The sequence below is a fragment of the Niabella insulisoli genome, from assembly GCF_039652435.2.
Taxonomy (GTDB): domain Bacteria; phylum Bacteroidota; class Bacteroidia; order Chitinophagales; family Chitinophagaceae; genus Niabella; species Niabella insulamsoli.
The window spans coordinates 3927228-3946420 of sequence record NZ_CP190246.1 but is presented as its reverse complement, the minus strand read 5'-3'; the positions used below and the strand labels follow the sequence as shown (position 1 = coordinate 3946420).

The 19193-nt window shown below is 46.0% G+C and carries 18 protein-coding genes; 7 read left to right on the top strand and 11 right to left on the bottom strand.

What is annotated here, in order from left to right:
• Positions 1-44: 44 nt before the first annotated feature.
• The 5 genes from ABDK00_RS16660 to ABDK00_RS16640 form a co-directional block, all read right to left on the bottom strand.
• On the bottom strand, positions 45-902 hold the full coding sequence (locus ABDK00_RS16660; protein ID WP_346236201.1) for an MBL fold metallo-hydrolase: 858 nt from the start codon (positions 900-902) through the stop codon (positions 45-47).
• Positions 899-2206 (bottom strand): MFS transporter, encoded by a 1308-nt coding sequence (locus tag ABDK00_RS16655; protein WP_346236202.1) that lies wholly within the window; start codon positions 2204-2206, stop codon positions 899-901. Before ABDK00_RS16655 ends, ABDK00_RS16660 begins: the two co-directional genes overlap by 4 nt.
• Positions 2207-2266: 60 nt before the next feature.
• The gene (locus ABDK00_RS16650) at positions 2267-3088 is read right to left on the bottom strand and encodes an undecaprenyl-diphosphate phosphatase (protein WP_346236203.1); all 822 of its coding nucleotides are present in this window, start codon (positions 3086-3088) and stop codon (positions 2267-2269) included.
• Between the two features lie 64 nt (positions 3089-3152).
• On the bottom strand, positions 3153-3398 hold the full coding sequence (locus ABDK00_RS16645; RefSeq protein WP_346236204.1) for a DUF3098 domain-containing protein: 246 nt from the start codon (positions 3396-3398) through the stop codon (positions 3153-3155).
• 72 nt (positions 3399-3470) lie between these two features.
• A complete protein-coding gene (locus tag ABDK00_RS16640; protein ID WP_346236205.1) occupies positions 3471-4340 on the bottom strand; it encodes a cell division protein FtsX in 870 nt (289 codons plus the stop codon).
• A 193-nt stretch (positions 4341-4533) separates the two neighbouring features.
• Here ABDK00_RS16640 and leuS point away from each other — a divergent pair, with 193 nt between their 5' ends.
• Positions 4534-7359, top strand: coding sequence for a leucine--tRNA ligase (gene leuS / locus ABDK00_RS16635; protein WP_346236206.1), 2826 nt, complete (start codon positions 4534-4536; stop codon positions 7357-7359).
• Between the two features lie 111 nt (positions 7360-7470).
• Complete coding sequence (locus ABDK00_RS16630; protein ID WP_346236207.1) at positions 7471-8778, top strand: OmpA family protein; 1308 nt, start codon at positions 7471-7473, stop codon at positions 8776-8778.
• A gap of 3 nt (positions 8779-8781) precedes the next feature.
• Here ABDK00_RS16630 and ABDK00_RS16625 read toward each other — a convergent pair whose 3' ends face one another.
• Positions 8782-9357 (bottom strand): hypothetical protein, encoded by a 576-nt coding sequence (locus ABDK00_RS16625; protein WP_346236208.1) that lies wholly within the window; start codon positions 9355-9357, stop codon positions 8782-8784.
• Between the two features lie 159 nt (positions 9358-9516).
• Between ABDK00_RS16625 and ruvB the strand changes: the two genes are divergently transcribed.
• A complete protein-coding gene (gene ruvB / locus ABDK00_RS16620) occupies positions 9517-10554 on the top strand; it encodes a Holliday junction branch migration DNA helicase RuvB (RefSeq protein ID WP_346236209.1) in 1038 nt (345 codons plus the stop codon).
• A gap of 56 nt (positions 10555-10610) precedes the next feature.
• Here ruvB and ABDK00_RS16615 read toward each other — a convergent pair whose 3' ends face one another.
• Positions 10611-11309 (bottom strand): response regulator transcription factor, encoded by a 699-nt coding sequence (locus ABDK00_RS16615; RefSeq protein WP_346236210.1) that lies wholly within the window; start codon positions 11307-11309, stop codon positions 10611-10613.
• Positions 11310-11507: 198 nt separating this feature from the next.
• On the opposite strand from ABDK00_RS16615, the gene ABDK00_RS16610 reads away from it, so the two are divergent.
• On the top strand, positions 11508-13052 hold the full coding sequence (locus tag ABDK00_RS16610) for a helicase HerA-like domain-containing protein (RefSeq protein ID WP_346236211.1): 1545 nt from the start codon (positions 11508-11510) through the stop codon (positions 13050-13052).
• Between the two features lie 73 nt (positions 13053-13125).
• Here the strand turns inward: ABDK00_RS16610 and ABDK00_RS16605 are convergent, their stop codons facing one another.
• Positions 13126-13392 carry a hypothetical protein gene (locus tag ABDK00_RS16605; protein WP_346236212.1) on the bottom strand — a complete coding sequence of 89 codons (267 nt, stop codon included), beginning with the start codon at positions 13390-13392 and terminating at the stop codon, positions 13126-13128.
• Between the two features lie 68 nt (positions 13393-13460).
• Positions 13461-15029 (bottom strand): DNA recombination protein RmuC, encoded by a 1569-nt coding sequence (rmuC, locus tag ABDK00_RS16600; RefSeq protein ID WP_428400346.1) that lies wholly within the window; start codon positions 15027-15029, stop codon positions 13461-13463.
• Positions 15030-15214: 185 nt separating this feature from the next.
• Between rmuC and ABDK00_RS16595 the strand changes: the two genes are divergently transcribed.
• Positions 15215-15754, top strand: a complete 540-nt coding sequence (locus ABDK00_RS16595; RefSeq protein ID WP_346236214.1) for a type 1 glutamine amidotransferase domain-containing protein — start codon at positions 15215-15217, stop codon at positions 15752-15754.
• 76 nt (positions 15755-15830) lie between these two features.
• Here the strand turns inward: ABDK00_RS16595 and ABDK00_RS16590 are convergent, their stop codons facing one another.
• Positions 15831-16901 carry a M23 family metallopeptidase gene (locus ABDK00_RS16590; RefSeq protein ID WP_346236215.1) on the bottom strand — a complete coding sequence of 357 codons (1071 nt, stop codon included), beginning with the start codon at positions 16899-16901 and terminating at the stop codon, positions 15831-15833.
• A gap of 123 nt (positions 16902-17024) precedes the next feature.
• Here ABDK00_RS16590 and ABDK00_RS16585 point away from each other — a divergent pair, with 123 nt between their 5' ends.
• Both ABDK00_RS16585 and ABDK00_RS16580 read left to right on the top strand, forming a co-directional pair.
• On the top strand, positions 17025-17417 hold the full coding sequence (locus tag ABDK00_RS16585) for a DUF1801 domain-containing protein (RefSeq protein ID WP_346236216.1): 393 nt from the start codon (positions 17025-17027) through the stop codon (positions 17415-17417).
• Between the two features lie 26 nt (positions 17418-17443).
• Positions 17444-18424 carry a Gfo/Idh/MocA family oxidoreductase gene (locus tag ABDK00_RS16580; protein WP_346236217.1) on the top strand — a complete coding sequence of 327 codons (981 nt, stop codon included), beginning with the start codon at positions 17444-17446 and terminating at the stop codon, positions 18422-18424.
• Between the two features lie 20 nt (positions 18425-18444).
• Here ABDK00_RS16580 and ABDK00_RS16575 read toward each other — a convergent pair whose 3' ends face one another.
• Positions 18445-19176: a thioredoxin domain-containing protein gene (locus ABDK00_RS16575; RefSeq protein ID WP_346236218.1), complete on the bottom strand. Its 732-nt coding sequence runs from the start codon at positions 19174-19176 to the stop codon at positions 18445-18447.
• Positions 19177-19193 lie beyond the last annotated feature (17 nt).

Sequence of the window (19193 nt, the reverse complement as noted above, 5' to 3'; positions counted from 1 at the left end):
CCAAAGTTTTTATATGTAGGAGGCCGCTTTTCGAAGCGGCCTTTTTATATATCAGATAATTTGAAAATATCTTTTACCCGTACGCCTTTCTCTGTTTCCTGAACGGTGCAGCATTCGTTTACAGGATCGTGTTCGAAAAACAGGATATAATCATTAGCAGCGGCTTCCTGAAGAAATGCTTCTTTCTCTGTCATTGTAATTAGCGGCCTGGTATCGTAAGCCATAACATAGGGTAGCGGTAAATGGCCGGTGGAGGGCAGTAAATCAGCTGCAAAAATGACGGTGCGCCCCTTATAAAAAAGTTGCGGCAGCATCATCGCGTCGGTATGCCCATCCGCAAATCGGACACTGAAATCGTTAGCAAAAGAAGCCGTATCCAGCCCTGCGGTTTTCGTCCTTTCGGACACAAAGCGAAGTTGGCCGCTGTCTTGCAGTGGTAAGATATTTTCTTTCAGGAAAGAAGCTTTTTCCCGTGGGTTGGGCGCTGTAGCCCATTTCCAATGGTTCTCATTACTCCAGTAAACCGCGTTGGGAAAGGCAGGTACTAGCATAGAGCCGTTTCTCTTAATGGCGCCGCCAACATGGTCAAAATGCAGATGGGTAAGAAAAACATCGGTAATGTCATTTCGGTGAAAGCCGTGCGCTGCAAGGCTTTTGTCTGAATTATCATCGCCGTGCAAATAGTAATAGCCGAAAAATTTCTCGCTTTGTTTATCGCCCATGCCGGTGTCCACCAATATCAATCGATCGCCGTCTTCAATTAATAAAGACCGGAGCGCCCAGCTGCACATATTATTTTCGTCTGCAGGGTTGAGGCCGTTCCAAATGCTTTTGGGAACCACGCCGAACATAGCGCCGCCGTCCAGTTTAAAATACCCGTGATTTACAGTATACAGCTTCATGCTTTAATAGTTTGATTGGATTTGTGAAGCGCTGCATATAACCATGCGAATCCAATAGCAAAAAATACAATCAGCGACAGCACAGAGTTTTGCATGTTGCCGGTTATTTCTTCAATATAACCGAAGGTGAAAATCCCAATAACGATGGCAATTTTTTCTGTGAAATCATAATAGCTAAAAAAGGAAGCAGTGTCCTGGGTGGGTGGCATCAGCTTAGAATAGGTAGAGCGGCTCAGCGCCTGTATGCCGCCCATTACCAGTCCGACCAACACGGCCAGCCCATAAAAATGATAAGCGGCGTTGGCTCCGGAGAGCGCCACTTCCGCTGTGTAGTAAGCCAGTACGCAGATCACAATCCAAAAAATAATGACGCCCATCAGTACTTTTAAATTGCCAAATCGGGAAGAGAGCCTCGACATGCCCCAGGCGCCCAAAATGGCTACCAGTTGAATAATTACTACAGTTATGATCAGGTTGGTATCAGGCAATTTTAACAGCTTGCTACCGAAAATAGTAGCAGCCAGCATTACCGTTTGTACGCCCATGCTATAAAAAAAGAAGCCGCGCAAAAAGCGCTTCAATACCGCCATTTTTTTTATCTGGCCATATACTTTCTTCATTTCAATAAACCCATCCTGAAACACGTTGCCGCCCCGTTTCGGTTTTACGGTCGACGCCGGAAGGCGGGCAAATGTAATCTGGGCAAAAGAAAACCACCAGATGCCGACGATTAAAAAAGTAATACGGGTTGCCAGTCCCTGATCGCCCATGGTGATCACCAGCACAAAGCCTACAATCTGCATCATAACACTGCCGATATAGCCAAACGAATACCCTCTGGCGCTGATGCGGTCCTGATCGGCAGGCGCCGCTATTTCGGGCAAATACGCATTATAAAAAACAAGGCTGCCCACATAACCCATTGCCGCCAGCATAAATGCAATGATGCCGAGCCCTAACGTGTCCGATTTAAAAAAGAATAATGTGCTGCAGCCGAAAGCGCCCATATAACAAAAGAAGCGCATGAAATTTTTCTTATTTCCCCGCGTATCGGCAATGGAGGTGAGCACCGGATAGGAAATAGCGATCAGCAGGTAGGCCGCCGCCAGCACATAATCATATAAAGAGGAGTTGACAAATTCCCGGCCCAGAAAGACGACGGTATGGTCGGTTTTATTATTGGTGACTGCTAAAAAGTAAATCGGGAAAAAAGTGGTCGTGATTACCAGGTTGTATACGCTGTTGGCCCAGTCGTACATAGCCCAACCATTGGTCACTTTTTTAGGAGCGGTTTGTTGCGTCATGTTATGTTCGTTCTCTCAAAGATAGAGCTTTAAACAAAAGACGCGGCTTGAAAAAAGGCATTAACCGATAACGCCGTTCCAGATCAAAACCAGGAGTACTACGCCAATGATAATACGATACCAGCCGAAAATTTTGAAGCCGTATTTTTTAAGATAATTGATAAAAAACTTGATGGCGATGATGGCCACGATGAAGGCCACGATATTACCGACGGCAAAAGCAATCATGTGATCAGTCGATTGGCTAATCAGCTCATAACCTTTTTGCTCAACACCTTCGACATTCCATTTCTTCAGAAACAGTGAATATAAAGTGGCTGCTGCCATAGTGGGCACGGCAAGGAAAAATGAAAATTCAGCGGCGGCGCTCCGGGTCAATCCCTGTTGCATTCCTCCAATGATGGAAGCAGCGCTGCGGCTTACGCCCGGTATCATGGCGATGCATTGCCAAATACCTGTTATAAAAGATTTACCGTAAGTGATGTCTTTTTCAGAATGAACGGTGGGATGATTAAAAGCCCTGTCAATAAACAATAAAACAAAGCCGCCCAGCAATAGAGAAACAGCGACCGTGGTCGGGCTTTCGAGCAGTTCGTCAATTTTATCAGAAAATAAAAAACCGAGTAACAAAGCGGGGATGACGCCGATTAATAGTTTGATGTAAAATTGCCAGCGGCTGAAATCAAAGAATTTCCTCCAGTATAAAACAACGACGGCGAGGATTGCTCCCAATTGAATCGCCACTTCAAAAAGCTTGGTGAATTCTGCTTTTTCGATGCCCATAAAAGAGCTGGCGATGATCATGTGCCCCGTGGAAGAAACCGGCAGGTATTCTGTAATGCCTTCAACAATTGCTATGATGATAGCTTCAATAATGCTCATTCAAAAATGTTATAAAAAAAGGCGATACTGCTGTGCATCGCCCGAAAATATATTAGCGGAAAATTTATTTTGTCTTTTTAAAGATAGCAAAACACTCGATGGCCAAACCAATAAAAATGAGAATCGGCGCAATAGTAATGCGGGTAGTGCTATAAACTTCTTCTGGTTTGAACTCAGCAGGATTGTCGCTTTTGCCGCCCGCCATAAGAAACATGCCAAGGGCAATCACAATAACACCCGCGAGCATCAACATATAATTGGCCTTTCCAAAAAGCACCGGGCTGTTTACGTTTACTGAATTTTCTGACATGAGTTGGCTATTTTGTGAAATGCAATATTAATATTGTTTTTTTAAAATAAGCGTTAATAAAAATCCACGCCTCTAATACAAATCGTCCAGCTTCTTTTTCAAATATTTCAACACGCTGGTATGGGTGCTCACGAGCGTGATCAAAATACCCAGCAGCAGCATGCCGATAAACAGGAAAGATAACTGCGTATTGTCCTGAATAGCTTCCAGTTCGGGCAGCATCCTTTTCGCGCTTCTGATGATTAATAAAACCGCAACACTTGCAATAACACCGCTGATGGCGCCGTTTAAAATCGCGCGCAGATCATGGGGCCTGGTGATAAACCAACGCGTCGCTCCTACCATTTGCATAGTTTTGATGGTGAAGCGGTTGCTAAACATCGCCAGCCGGATCGTATTATCAATTAAAATGATCGCCGCCAGCAACAGCAGCAGCGAAACCCCCAATAAAACCCAGTTCACCACCTGTATTTTGCTGTCCAGGCCGCCTACCAGCAGTTCGGGGTAGCTCACTTCGGTCACATAGGTTTGTTTTTCCAGGTCTGCTTTGATCCCGGCTAAGGTATCTACATTCAAATATGCAGATTTCAACTTGAAATCGATGCTCTGCGGCAGTGGATTTTCCGTCAAAACGCCTTCCCAGCTTTCATTTCCATCAGCAAGATATTTGGCTTTGGCCATTTCTTTGGTGGTAAAAATATATTCCTTGATATACGGTTTGGAAGCAATATATTGAACCAGCGCCGTGCTGTCTGTCGCTGCCAACGGGTCGCGCAGGTACACGTTTACTTCAACTTCTTCTTTAAAATGCTGGCCCAGTGTCCGCGTGTTGATGACCAGCCAGCCGATAATGCCCAATAAGAAAAGCACCAGGGTTACCCCCAGGATGCTCATAAAATAGGAAGCCTTACCGCGTTTTACTGCTTTTGTTCTTTCAGCCATAAATAAACAATTTGCCCGCAAGCAGGCGTCGCAAATTTAGTGTATCCGGCCTACAATGCTTAAATTTGCCGCCACATAAAAAAAATCACAGTAAACCGTTGTTTTTTTATCGCCCGGCGAAGATAAATCTCGCTGCGACAAATGAAAGCAACACCAACCCTTCCGCCGCAAGGCGCAGGATCAGCAGTTACAAATGGAGTATAATTTTAATTCGATAGAAAAAAAATGGCAGCAGGCGTGGAAAGATCAGCAGGCCTACAAAGTTTCCAACGACAACGGCAGGCCCAAGTTTTATGTGCTTGATATGTTTCCTTATCCCAGTGGCGCCGGCCTGCATGTGGGGCATCCGCTGGGCTATATTGCCAGCGATATTTATGCGCGCTACAAAAGGTTGAAAGGCTTCAATGTATTGCATCCCATGGGATACGATGCTTTTGGCCTGCCGGCCGAGCAATACGCAATCGAGCATGGCGTTCATCCTGCCGTATCTACCCAAAAAAATATAGAAACCTTCCGCAGGCAGCTGGATAATATCGGCTTTTCGTTTGACTGGAGCCGGGAAGTGCGCACCAGCGATCCTCAATATTATCGCTGGACGCAGTGGATTTTCCTGCAATTGTTCAATTCCTTTTTCAATCGCAACACACAAAAGGCTGAGCCAATTGCCGGCTTAATAAAAATCTTTGAACAGGAAGGAAATGTACATCACCCAATACCCAATGAGAAGTTTGTATTAAATAATTCGCAATTCACAATTCGCAAATCACAATTTAGCTCAACCCAATGGGCCAGCTTCGACGAAGCCACGCAGCAAACGATCCTGATGGAATATCGCCTGGCTTTTTGCGGCTATGGCGAAGTGAATTGGTGCGAGGCGCTGGGAACGGTTTTGGCCAATGATGAAGTGGTGAATGGTGTCAGCGAACGCGGTGGCCATCCTGTGGAGAAAAAGAAACTGCGCCAGTGGTATCTGCGCATCACCGAGTACGCCGACCGATTGTTGGAAGGCTTGAAAACCGTCGACTTTAGCGAGGCGATGAAAGAAATGCAATCTAACTGGATCGGGAAATCTTCCGGTGCAGAAATTACTTTCGCCATCAAAAGCGAGCAGGGAAAAGTGGATCATTTCACAGCGTACACCACGCGCCCCGACACGATTTTCGGCGTAGACTTCTGCGTCATTGCACCAGAGCTCGATTATATCGCCGACATCACTTCAAAAGAACAAAAGGAAGCCGTCGAAAATTATTTGGCCTATGTCAAAAGCCGCAGCGAGCGCGAGCGTATGGCGGAGAAAAAAATTACCGGTGTTTTCACCGGTGCATACGCTTTAAACCCGTTTGACGGAAAAGAAATTCCTATTTGGATTTCGGAATATGTGTTGGCGGGTTACGGAACGGGCGCCATCATGGCGGTGCCCTGTGGCGATGAAAGGGACTACAAGTTTGCCAAGCATTTTAATATTCCTATCACCAATATTATTGGCGATCATTTCAACGGTGAAGAAGCGAATCCTACCAAAGATGCGATCTTACAACATTCGGGCTTTTTGAATGGCATGCTGATGCGCGATGCTATGGAAGCTGCCATCAAAGCACTTGAAGAAAAAGGCGTCGGCACCCGGAAAGTGAATTATAAAATGCGCGATGCCGCGTTTAGCCGGCAGCGCTATTGGGGCGAACCATTCCCCATCAAATGGATCAATGGCATCGCTTACGCGCTGAACGAAGGCGAACTTCCGTTGACGCTGCCCGAAGTGGAAAGTTATAGCCCGGGCCCGGAAGGAGAAGGGCCGTTGGCGAATATTACGGACTGGACAGCGCGGCAATTAGAAACCAACACCATGCCCGGTTATGCCGGTTCTTCCTGGTATTTTTTAAGGTATATGGACCCGCAAAACGATGAGCAGTTTGCGAGCCGGGAAGCTACCGATTACTGGAACCAGGTAGACCTTTACATCGGCGGAACGGAACACGCGGTAGGCCATTTGTTATATAGCCGCATGTGGACGAAGGTGTTGCATGATCTGGGGCATATCGGCTTTGATGAGCCCTTTAAAAAGCTGGTTAATCAGGGGATGGTTCAGGGCAGTAGTAGGTTTGTCTATCGAATCAACGGCACGAACCAGTTTGTGTCGCATGGATTGATCGATGCTAATCATGAATACAAGGGCCAACTGCTGGATAAAATCCATGTGGATGTAAATTTTGTGGATGGTGTGGAATTGGACCGGGATGCTTTCAAAAAATGGAAGAACGCCGAATTCGGTGACGCAGAATTTTTACTCGAGGATGGAAAATATATCTGCGGAACGGAAACGGAAAAAATGTCTAAAACCAAATACAACACCGTCAATCCGGATGATTTGGTAGAAAAATACGGCGCCGACACCTTCCGTATGTATGAAATGTTTTTAGGGCCCGTGGAGATGAGCAAACCCTGGGATACCAAAGGCATCGAGGGTGTGCATCGCTTTCTGAAAAAATTATGGCGCCTTTTTTATAAAGAAACGAATAGTGGTGAATCAGTATGGCAGGTAAATGAGGACGCTGCTACTGCGGCCGAATTGAAAGTGTTGCACCGCGCGATAAAAAAGATAGAAGACGATACGGAGCGGTTCAGCTTTAATACCGGCGTTAGCGGATTTATGATTTTGGTAAACGAATTAACCGACCTGAAATGTCATAAACGGGAGATTTTGGAGCCCATGCTGGTGATGTTGGCGCCTTATGCACCCCATATCGCTGAAGAATTATGGCATGCGCTGGGCAATACCAGTTCTGTTATCGATGCCAACTACCCCGGCTTCGAGGAAAAATACCTTGTCGAAACCAGTAAGGAATATCCTATTTCGATCAACGGTAAAATGCGCACGACAATGCATATTTCATTGAGCGCCGAGCAGCAAGAAATTGAAACGCTGGTGTTGGCCAACGACGTGGTTCAGAAATGGATCGATGGCAAAACGCCGAAGAAAATTATCTACGTAAAAAACAAGATGGTCAACATTGTAGTGTAGATAGTCAACCGGTCGATGGTTGTTGGACTGGGCGCAACAATTTTTAGTTTTTTTAGCCCGCAAGCCGGATTAGGTCTGCTTTTTGCTAAATTAGTATTAAAAATATTTGCCATGTCAACCAACATCGTAGACCTTATCCGGAATTACATCTCAGAAGATCTGATTGCACAGGCTGCATCTTATTTGGGCGAATCGGAAAAAAATATCTCGAAAGCGATTTCGGGCCTTATTCCTACACTGACCGCCGGCGTTATTGATAAAGGTTCGGAATCGCAGTTCGCTTCGCAACATCTGCTGGAAGCCGCAAAGGCTACTTATCGAAATCGGCCGCCAGGCGATACTGATTTTCTTGCCGGCGATACCGGTCTGCATGCGCTACAGGACAATTGGACCAATTTTATATCTGATGATCAAACCGCAAGTATCAGCCACGCTATTGCTGGTTTTTCTGGCATAAAGAATACGTCCTCGGACTCGTTGATCAGCACCGTAGTTCCGCTGATTATGAGCTTTTTAGGTAAACACGCCGTCGAAAACAATCTGGATACCACCGGTTTTTCTCATTATCTGATTAGTCAAAAAGCTGGGGCGTTAAGAGCTATCCCTTCCGAGTTGGCCCTATCCGGCGCTGTTTCCGGACTGGAGGCGAGTGGCAGCAATGCCGGAGAAATCATCGAACCTGCGGAGCAATCATTACCAGCGAACGATTTGGAGAGCAAACCGGTGGAAGGTGGCGGCATAAAATGGTTGTTACCGCTCTTACTGTTAGCCGCAGTAGCTTTTTTGCTTTGGTGGGTGATGGGAAAAGGCTGTCAATCCGATGCTGAGCAAATCGGCTCCGATACGATAGCAGTAGCGCCCGCCGACAGCCTGGTTAATACAACATCGGATATTATTTCAGGAGTATTGGACACAGCTTCAGGCAATTTTATTTATGACGTCGGCGCTGATCAGGAGATAACATTGGCAGATGGCACAAAACTGAATGTGGGCGAGCAAAGCACGGAGGCTAAATTATATCGCTGGCTGAGCGATCCTTCTCTGAGTGTGGATACTATTGATAAAACAGCTAACTGGATTGTGCTCGACCGGGTTTATTTCGAAACCGGCAATTCAGTGCTTACCGAAACTTCAGCTACGCAGGTGAAAAATATCGCTGCTATTCTTAAAAACTTTCCCAATGCATCGATCAAGTTGGGTGGCTACACCGACAACACCGGCGATGCGGCCATCAATAAAAAAGTATCAGACGAACGCGCGAAAGCCGTAGCTAAAAAGTTAATTGCGGCCGGAGCCGGGTCTCAGCAAGTCGTGGAAGCCGTAGGTTATGGTCAGGAGTTTCCGGTATGCGAGGCGAATGATACACCCGAATGTAAAGGCCAGAATAGAAGAGTTGATTTAAAAGTCGCGTCTAAATAATATTTAAGGAGCTGTCTGCTGAAAAACAAAATCAAGATCGCCGGCATAATATAAAATACTTGACAGGGTGGGAAAAGTTTGGCGGGTACCGCCTGTTGAGGCGTGTTTTTCGATCATGATATTACCGCAGGTGATGGGGTAGTGTGCAGGCGTTTCATCCATTCTTTTGCGGATATACCAGTCGTCCGCGTTCAGCGTAATCATATACGAATGATTCTGGTCCATTTCTACAGGCGTAATAGCTTGTTCCACGAACGCGTCTTTGCTGACTGAGGCAATCGTTTCCGTGCGAATGATCTCTTTTGAATCTGCGTCCCAAATGGTTATCCTTACGTCGGTCGCGTTATCGGGTATTTTCACCCGCAGCGCTTTGATCATTCCATCTACAACCGGCTTGAACTGAAATCCAAACTCATAATGTCCCGAATTAATGATCCGGACTGTATTTTCATTAAAGCCACTGATAGTTAGATAATCGTCTAAGGGCATTTCTTCCGGGTAGGTGATCGGTTCCCTGCTACAACTTACCCATGTCACGCCCATTACCATCAGGGTAAGGATTCCGGTCTTGCTTATCATGCTGTTTTGTGTTTTCATATTGCCGCTTTGCTGTAAGTCCTTGCGTTGTGAAAACTTCAAAATTACGACGCTGTCGCATTAAACCTAAAAATATTTGTTATTGGTGTCGCTTAATTCTTCCCCGCAACTGCAGCAATTGATAGTTATCTTTGATGTTTGATGAGCAATCCAAATTTAAATAAAGAGAAGCGAGCGCTAAACCCAGCCGATCAGGAATTTGAAAATTCTATCAGGCCGGGCCAGATAAAGGAATTTGCCGGTCAGCCGCAGCTTATAGAAAATCTTACCATATTTATAAAAGCCGCTAAAATAAGAGGGGAGGCCCTCGACCATGTATTATTTCATGGCCCCCCTGGATTGGGAAAAACAACGCTGTCGCGGATCGTTGCGAACGAGCTGGGTGTGAACATCAAAGAGACCAGCGGCCCGGTAATCGAGAAGCCTGGCGATCTGGCCGGTTTGTTGACATCGCTGGAGCCGAACGATGTTTTGTTTATCGACGAGATTCACCGCTTAAGTACGGTGGTGGAAGAGTATTTGTACGCGGCCATGGAAGATTACCGGTTGGATATCATTATAGACAGCGGGCCGAATGCGAGGAGTGTTCAGCTCTCTCTCAATCCGTTCACGCTGATTGGCGCCACCACCAGAAGCGGATTATTGACGGCGCCCTTGTTGTCCAGGTTTGCTATAAAATCTCGGCTGGAATATTATTCTGCCGCTACGCTCACCAAGATTGTATTGCGCGCAGCGAAAATTCTAGAGGTTACCATTGATGAAACAGCCGCGCGGGAGATTGCGGCGCGCAGCCGTGCTACGCCGCGGATCGCCAACGGCCTGCTGAGAAGGGTAAGAGATTTTGCGCAGGTGTTAAATGACGGAATGATAGATTTGGGTATTACACAACATGCTTTGAAAGCTTTGAACGTAGATGAATATGGGTTGGATGATATGGACAATCGCATCCTGCTCGCCATCATCGAAAAGTTTAAAGGCGGCCCGGTGGGGCTTACCACTATCGCGACTGCCGTGGGCGAAGAGGCCGGTACGATCGAAGAAGTTTACGAGCCGTTTTTAATTCAGGAAGGTTTTTTACAACGCACACCGCGCGGGCGCGAGGTGACCGCCAAAGCATATGAGCATTTAGGCAAAAAGCCGAACCGCGGGACTTCAGCCATGATGGATCTTGGGTTCTAAAAACAAAAGGCTCACACGATTCATGTAAGCCTTTCGATTTTAAATTTTATGCCAGACTATGACTGAACCACCAGCCTGAAGCCGTTGCCGTGAATGTTCACGATTTCAATCTTATCATCATCTTTAAGATACTTACGCAGTTTCGCAATATAAACATCCATACTGCGGCCGTTAAAATAAGTGTCGCTGCCCCAAATCTTTTTAAGCGCCTGCTCGCGTGGTAGCAGGTCGTTCAAATGTTCGGCAAGCATTTTCAATAATTCATTTTCTTTGGGAGAAAGTGTTTGCGTATTGTCGTTATGAATCAGTTGGCGAAGTTTCGGATTGAAATGGTAGCTCGATAAAGTATATTCTTTGTTCTCCGTTTCTTTGTTCAGCTCTTCATTGCGTTTTAAGATGGCCCTGATTTTTAGCAACAAAACATCGCTATCGAACGGTTTGGTGATATAATCGTCTGCTCCGAGTTTATAACCCTGAATAATATCCTCCTTCATTGTTTTCGCACTCAGGAAGAAAAGTGGCACATCTGCGTCAATATCTCTGATTTCCTCTGCCAGCGTGAAACCATCCATGTGAGGCATCATTACATCCAAAAGGCAAAGATCAAATTTTTCTCTTTGAAATGCTGCAAGCCCCAATCGTCCGTCCCTTTCGAGCGTCACATCGTAATCATTCAACTCCAAATAATTTTTTAAAACATTGCCCAGATTGGGGTCGTCTTCACAAAGTAATATACGGGGTTTATTTGCTTCCATTGTATTAATGTTTAATGATTTCTAACAACAAATAAAGTTAATGGTTTTCAATACATAACGAATTGGCAACCGAATGTTTTGTTAAAGATCTATTTACCTTAATTGTGTCTAAAGTCAACTAAATGAACTAAATATTATGCCAATTCAGGCGGATTTTTCCCTTTCAATTATCCATAGTATATTCAAAAAAAAATTGCTATGGCTGACGTTACAAAATTTTCCGAATCGGTGCAGGCTGGTTATAATTTTAAAGGAGAGCATTTTAAAATCGGCAGGGCAATGCTTGATGGTAATGTGGTGGAGGGAGCCGATGTCTTTATTCCCTTTAAAACACTCAACAGGCACGGCCTGATTGCCGGGGCAACAGGAACCGGAAAAACCAAAACCTTGCAGGTGCTGGCCGAAGGGCTGAGTGATGCCAGTATTCCGGTAGTGTTGATGGATATAAAGGGTGATTTGAGCGGTATTGGAGCCGCCGGCGTGGCCAATGAAAAAATAAATGCGCGCAGCCAGCAGCTCGGCATCAATTTTCAACCTGCGGCCTACCCTGTTGAGTTTTTGACGCTGAGTAATGAAAAAGGCACGCGCATGCGGGCAACCGTAAGCGAATTCGGCCCCATTTTGCTTTCCAAGATTTTAGATCTCAACGACACGCAAGGTGGGCTGGTGTCTATGATTTTTAAGTATTGCGACGACAATCAGCTGCCGCTTGTGGATCTGAAAGATTTTATAAAAGTGTTGCAATTCGTGAGCAACGAAGGAAAGGCAGAACTGGAGAAAGATTATGGAAAAATTGCAACCTCTTCTACCGGTACGATCCTTCGAAAAGTGATTGAACTACAGCAGCAGGGCGCTGATCTTTTTTTTGGAGAAAGAAGTTTTGATGTGGATGATTTAATGCGGATCAGCGACGATGGCCGCGGCATGATTTCGATTGTCCGTGTCACCGATTTGCAGGATCGCCCCAAATTGTTTTCGACTTTTATGCTTCAATTGCTGGCCGAACTTTATGCTTCAAGTCCGGAGGCCGGTGATATGGATAAACCTAAGCTCGTGTTGTTCATCGATGAAGCGCATCTGATTTTTAAAGAAGCCAGCGACGCTTTGCTCAACCAGATCGAGACGATTGTGAAGCTGATTCGATCAAAAGGGATCGGTATTTACTTTTGCACGCAAAACCCGATGGATGTTCCTGCATCCGTATTGTCACAGCTGGGCTTAAAAGTGCAGCACGCCCTGCGCGCCTTCACCGCCGCCGATAGAAAAGTGATCAAACAAACCGCCGAAAATTATCCCGAAAGTGATTTTTATAAAACTGATGAATTGCTTACGCAAGTGGGAATTGGAGAAGCGCTGATCACGCTGCTCAATGAAAAAGGAGTTCCAACGCCTTTGGTGCATTGCATGTTGCGGGCGCCTCAGAGCCGCATGGACGTATTAAGCGACGCTGAATTGGGAAGCATTGTTGCAGGCTCCAAAATCGCTTCGCATTACAACGAAGTCATCGACAGCCAAAGCGCTTACGAAATACTCACTCAAAAATTACAGGAAGCCGCCGCCCGGCAGCAAGAAACCATTAAACAAAAAGAAGCCGCCAAATCGCAGCGGGATGACAAAGGATTCTTCGACAACCCCATCGTGAAAAGTGTGGCACGCACTGCCGGAAACACCATTGTCCGCTCGCTACTTGGCGCTATAGGCATCAGCAGTAGTAGCCGGAGAAGAAAAAAGAGTTGGTTTTAATCTTCGTGGGAAAGCATCATGATTTTGAAGCTGCGCGCTAAACAAATAAGCTAATCGCCGAAAAGATATGGCGTTAAAAATGAACGTCAATAACGCTGGTCAGCGGAATCAGGCGCCCTGCCTTAAGTTCAAGATAGTTTTCTGTTAACGACCAAACCGTCGTATGCACGGTTCGGGGCCCTTCCGTCGTGTTAAAAGTAATAGATGTTTTGCTTTTAAACTGATTGCCCAGCCTTACGGCGTAGCTTAGTTTTTCTCTCCAATAATCAGACCTGTCTTCCTCTGCCGGAACGATGGTGTAATTGGTTAACTCCTCTTTTTCAATCAAATGTTCAGCCATAACAAATAAGTTCTGTGGGATCAAATTTATATAATAAATAGATGACGCTAAAAAAAATAAAATAGATTTTAGATAGTTGTTAATGTTTCACCACCGTTTTCGGGGTCGGCCGCATCAAAGTCGTGATCAGCGCCAAGATCGAGCTTAGCCTGGGTGAAATCTTTGGGTTTATTATAGTTTAACAACTGCTTCATTTTGCCAGCCTGGGCGAAGAAATTGTCCTTTCCCTTGTGAAGCTGATTCACGGCGTCATCGTATTTGTTTTTTGCGTTGTCCATATACCGGCCCACGGCGTCGAGGTTTTCCGAAAAGCCCACCAGCTTTTCATACATTTTTAAAGCCCGGTTCGCAATGTCCATACTGTTTCTTTCGTTGCGCTCCCGCTTCCACAGATCTGCCAGCAGCTTCAAGGCTGCGATGAGATTGGTAGGGCTTATGAGTAGAATCCGCCGGTCATAAGCATATTCCCAAATATGGGCATCCCCTTTCAAAGCCGCGAAATAAGCCGCTTCGTTCGGGATAAACATCATCACAAAATCCATCGACTTATCGTAATCGTCATAAGCCTTCACCTGCAATTCGTCGATATGGGCTTTCACCGATCGGACGTGAGCAATTAATGCCGCTTCCTGCAAAGTTTCTTCCTCTGCTTCGGCATAACGCACAAAAGCCGTTAATGAAACTTTCGCATCAACAATTACATGCCGGTTGTCAGGATAAACGATCAGCGCGTCGGGCCTCATTTTTTTGCCGCTCACTGCGCTGAGTAGCGGCCTGCCGTCGATGCCGAAAAGCTGATGCTCCATGAAAAATTCTTCATTTTTCCGGAGGCCAGATTTTTCCAGGATTTTCTCCAATACCATTTCTCCCCAGCGCCCCTGGGTTTTCGATTCGCTTTTTAGAGCCCGGGTCAGGTTTTGAGCTTCCTTGCTCAGGGCCTGGTTGAGTAATACCAGGTTCTTTACTTCGTTTTGCAGGGAAAAACGTTCGTTACTTTCTTTGCCGTAGGCCTCATTTACCTGTTTTTTAAATTCTTTGATGTTTTCCCCAAGCGGCTCCAACAGCGATTTCATATTCGTTTTGTTGAGTTCTGTAAAAGTGCTGGTTTTGGTTTCAAGAATTTTATTGGCGATATTTTCGAATTCGGTATTAAACTTTTTACCCAGCGCTTCAATCTCTGTTTTTTGTGTTTGAAGTTTTTCCAATAGTGATTGGTTGTTGGCGCGTGCAGTAGCCAGCTCCTGCTGCAGGCGCGTTTGATCAGCCAGTAGTTGCTCCTGCTGTGAACGGGCGCGTAGCGCTTCATTGTTTTTTTCAATAAGGTTTTGGCGGGCTGTATCATAGCCTGCTTTTACCGCTGCGAATTGCTGCCTCGCCTGATCCAGTTCTGTTTGAAGCGCCGCCATGCGTTGTTTCAACTCCGTGAGTTCCTCCTGATGTGCGCTTTCCGACCTGGCGGCATTTTCCAGTTGCAACGCGGCAGTCGCTTTCAGGGCGGCCGCGTCTTTTTCCAAAGCGGTCAGTTTGGATGCCGCTTCATCTTTTACGCTTTGCATTTTAGAAGCGGCGCGCGTTTGCGTTAAAAGCCATCCTATCAGCCATCCAACAATCAGTCCAATCGATAAATATAAAGCCATTTCCATACTAACTAAAATTGACAGGCTACGAATATAGTACTTGCTGCAATGGAGCCTTGCGTTAACAAGGTTTTGCAGGCTTCTTTTATATTTCTTTAACAAAGAAAAATTATGATTTGTTGGTTAGGGTCTGGTTTTTGGATTTTATAACCTGAATAAATAATGTTTAAACGCTAAAATTTTAAATGATGAGTAAGAAAATAGCCATTATGGCGACACACGGTTTTGAAGAAAGCGAACTAAAATCTCCAAAAGAGCATCTCGAGCAGGAAGGATGGCAGGTTGATATTGTAAGTGTTGAAGCAGGTTATGTCAAATCCTGGGCGGAAAAGAATTGGGGGCCTGCTTATAAAGTTGACCAGGTACTGTCAGGCGCCAGGGCAGCAGATTATGATGCACTGGTATTACCCGGCGGAGTGCTAAATCCCGATAAATTGAGAACCAACGACGAGGCTTTGAATTTTGTAAAAGCATTTTTTAATCAGACAAAGCCAGTCGCTGCAATTTGCCATGGCCCTCAAATTTTAATAGACGCAGAGGTCGTTGGTGGGCGGAAAATGACTTCGGTAAAAGCGATTAGCCGCGATTTGATGAACGCAGGCGCGGATTGGGTGGACGAAGAAGTGGTGGTGGATCAGGGCTTGGTAACCAGCCGGACGCCCGAAGACCTGCCGGCTTTTAATAAGAAAATGGTGGAAGAAATTAAGGAAGGCGTACATGCTTAAAGGTTTAATTTAAAGGAGAGCCGTTCTGTTTTTTAGAGCGGCTTTTTTAATATTTGTGGCGCCGGTATATCTTCCGTTAATCGGGGATAAAGCCAGTAACACTATCGCGGCTCATGACCTGAAGCCAGTTGCCAAAGTTTGCCTGAACGCGCAAAGCCGCTGTTTTTTCCAAGGTTGCTAAAGACTGAAATGGCTTGCCGGGGCCGCGGCGCAGCTTCGTTCCGGAATCGCGGGTTATCACACTGTCTACATTAAATTTTTTGAAGGCCGGTACGTCAAGCTGTCGTATAAAGTGAAGGGGGTTCACAGCGCCACCGCGGCCATAAATGCCAAAATGAAGATGGGTTGCTCCTCCTGCCGCATTGCCGGTGTTGCCGACATACCCAAGCGTATCGCCTCGTAAAACGGCGCCACTTGTGGCAGCAATACTGTCTAAGTGGGCGTAATAGATGCTGAACCCGGTTTCATTTTCGTATAACCAAACCTGCCTGCCGCCCAACCCTTTTTCGCCTGTAAATCCCAGCCTCCCATCGCCTGCGGCAACGACGGGCGTACCTCGCGGCGCGAAAATATCAATTCCTTCATGCGATCGTGCGCCGCCGTCGCGGTCTGCGCCCCAAAAGCTTTGCATCGCGCTGTTGCCCTTACCTGCAACGGGAAACGTGAAGGCAGGTTGCTTGTAAACTTTGATATCATAAACCGAAGTGTCATGAAGCATGGGTTGAAGACTAATCCGTACACTATCGTCTTTGGTCGCGATCCACTGTAATCGGTTTTCTTCCTTTTTAAGCTCTGCGCGGAGTTGCGGTTGAGTTTGGGTAGTTGCATCAAAAACTTCAAGGAAAAACAAAACGCTATCGGGTTTGTCGACTTCGGCCACCAGCTTTTCGCCTTGCTTTAAATGAATAATATAGCTGACCGCCGAAGGGTGGGGCCTATAGGCTTTCATGCTCCAAACCGCTGGCAAATCGAGCATTAGGGTGGTGTTGGCGGCTTGCTTATAGGAATATTTCCACGCCATAAACTGTGAGTCTTTTGCATTTTGAGCAGCTTCATATTTGCCACGAACCGTCGTTTCAAAAAAAGGACGGATTTGTTTACATGCGCCAAGAAAAATACATAGGATGATCGCGGGCCAATATTTCATCTTAATAAATAATACAAAACTGTGCCGGATGGCTTCCTGGTGTTGCCAGGCGTTGCTTTTTGAAAAGCGATTGGCCTCGGTTGCGGAAAGCTTTTTAAATAACGTATCTTGAAAAAAAATTTTATGGATACAGCAATAGGGCAGTATAACCAAGCCCAGACCGAAACAGATCGATTGATCTGCGAGGCGTTGGCGGAAGAAATCACCGCAGGTTTGCCGGCAGCCACAAGTAAAATCTGGCACGCGCATCCGGTTTGGTTTTTGGAAGGCAATCCTGTTGCGGGTTACAGTAAAATGAAGGAAGGAATCCGCCTGATGTTTTGGAGTGGCGCAGATTTTGGCGAAGCGGACTTAAAACCAGGTTCCGGCAAATTTAAAGATGCATCGGTTACTTATACCGCTGCGGAGCAAATAAATAAAGCAGATTTAAAACGTTGGTTGAAAAAGGCGCAGGATATACAATGGGATTATAAGAATATTGTAAAGCGCAAAGGGAAGCTGGAACGGCTGAAGTAAATGTTTAACCGACTAGAAACAGAACTATGGATCAGATTAATTGGGGCATCATCGGATGCGGCGACGTAACCGAAATAAAGAGCGGGCCTGCTTTTCAGAAAGTGCCGCATTCTAAACTGACAGCTGTGATGCGGCGCAACGCTGCGAAAGCAGCAGATTATGCACGCCGGCACGGCGTAGAAAAATGGTACAGCGATGCGCAAAAGTTGATAGATGACCCGGACGTTAACGCCATTTATATTGCAACGCCGCCTTCTTCTCACCTCGAATATGCGAAGGCTGCTATCAGCGCCGGGAAACCGGTATATGTGGAAAAGCCAATGGCGATGAGCACCGCAGAAGCTACGCTTATGAATGAGCTGGCCATCGCCAATGGTGTGAAATTGTCGATAGCTCATTATAGAAGGGAACTGCCACTGTTCCTGGAAATAGAAAAGTTGTTAGCGGAGGGCGCGATCGGGGCCATACGATTTGCGGCGTTGAAACTGCTTCAGGCTGCAAAAACTGATCTTATTGCCAACAGTGAAACTTCGTGGCGCACCAATCCTGATATTTCGGGTGGCGGCCTGTTTCACGATTTAGCGCCGCATCAGCTCGATTTGATGCTGCATTGGTTTGGCGCGGTTGAGCAAACCAATGGTTTTTCGCTGAACCAATCGAAAGCCAACGCTTCAGATGATTTGGTAAGCGGGACAATTATGTTTAAAAACGGAGTGCTTTTTAATGGTATTTGGTGTTTCAACGTAGCGCCTGAAGATGCAACCGACCAGTGTGTTATTTATGGTTCGGAAGGCCGGATTCAATTTAGTTTTTTCGGCAACAGCTTATCGCTTACGAATGGCGGCGACAGCAGAGAAATATCTTTTGATACGGTTGAGCATGTGCAACAGCCGATGATCAACAAAGTTGTTGCTTATTTTCTCGGGCGGGGTGAAAATCCCTGCCCCGCATTGGATGGAGTGGCAACAATGGCGCTGATGGACAGCTTTACAAAAAAATCCAAATAGCCTCTGCGGAAGGCTTGGATTTATTGATCTGTGTTTTTAGCCAATTGTTTCAAAACCTCATCCTTTTCTATATAGCCCTCATGCTCCCAGATGAGTTTTTTATTTTTATATAGCTGTAGTACCGGTAGCGTATCCACTTTCAGCTCTTTGCAAAGTTGCTGATGTTCATCTACATTCAGCCTGATAAGATGGAGGGTTTCTTTTTGCTCTTCTTTTATTTCTTTTAGATAAAGTTCCATCTTTTTGCAAGGTTGACACCATGGTGCGTAAAAGTCTACAAGCACCAACGTGTTGGCCTCGAGCATCGCATCAAATGTAGATTTGGAAAAGGCCCCGGCGCTGTCGGCGCTCGCTTTCGTCTCCGGCAATTGCAGCCCGCGCCATTTCATAATGCCGCCCTTTAGTTCGTATACATTTTTAAATCCTTTGGCGCGAAGGCTTTTTGCCGCTTCCGCACTCCGGCCGCCGCTCAGGCAATACACAAACATTGGCTTTGACGGATCCAACTGTTCGACGCGGGCCTGAAAGTCTTTTCCATTCCAGTCATAGTTGATGGCATCAGGCAAGTGGCCTTGTTCAAATTCGCCCGGCGTGCGCACATCCAGCAAAACAGCATCAGGCGTTTTCATCAATTCGTTCCTGAAAGCTGAGGCTTCCAGACTATAATCTTTCTCTTGTCCGCCCGCGCAACTGGCGCCGAGCAATGCAAGAATAACATAAATAGGAACTAAAATTTTTTTGACTTGTTTCATCAGGTTCATTATATTTT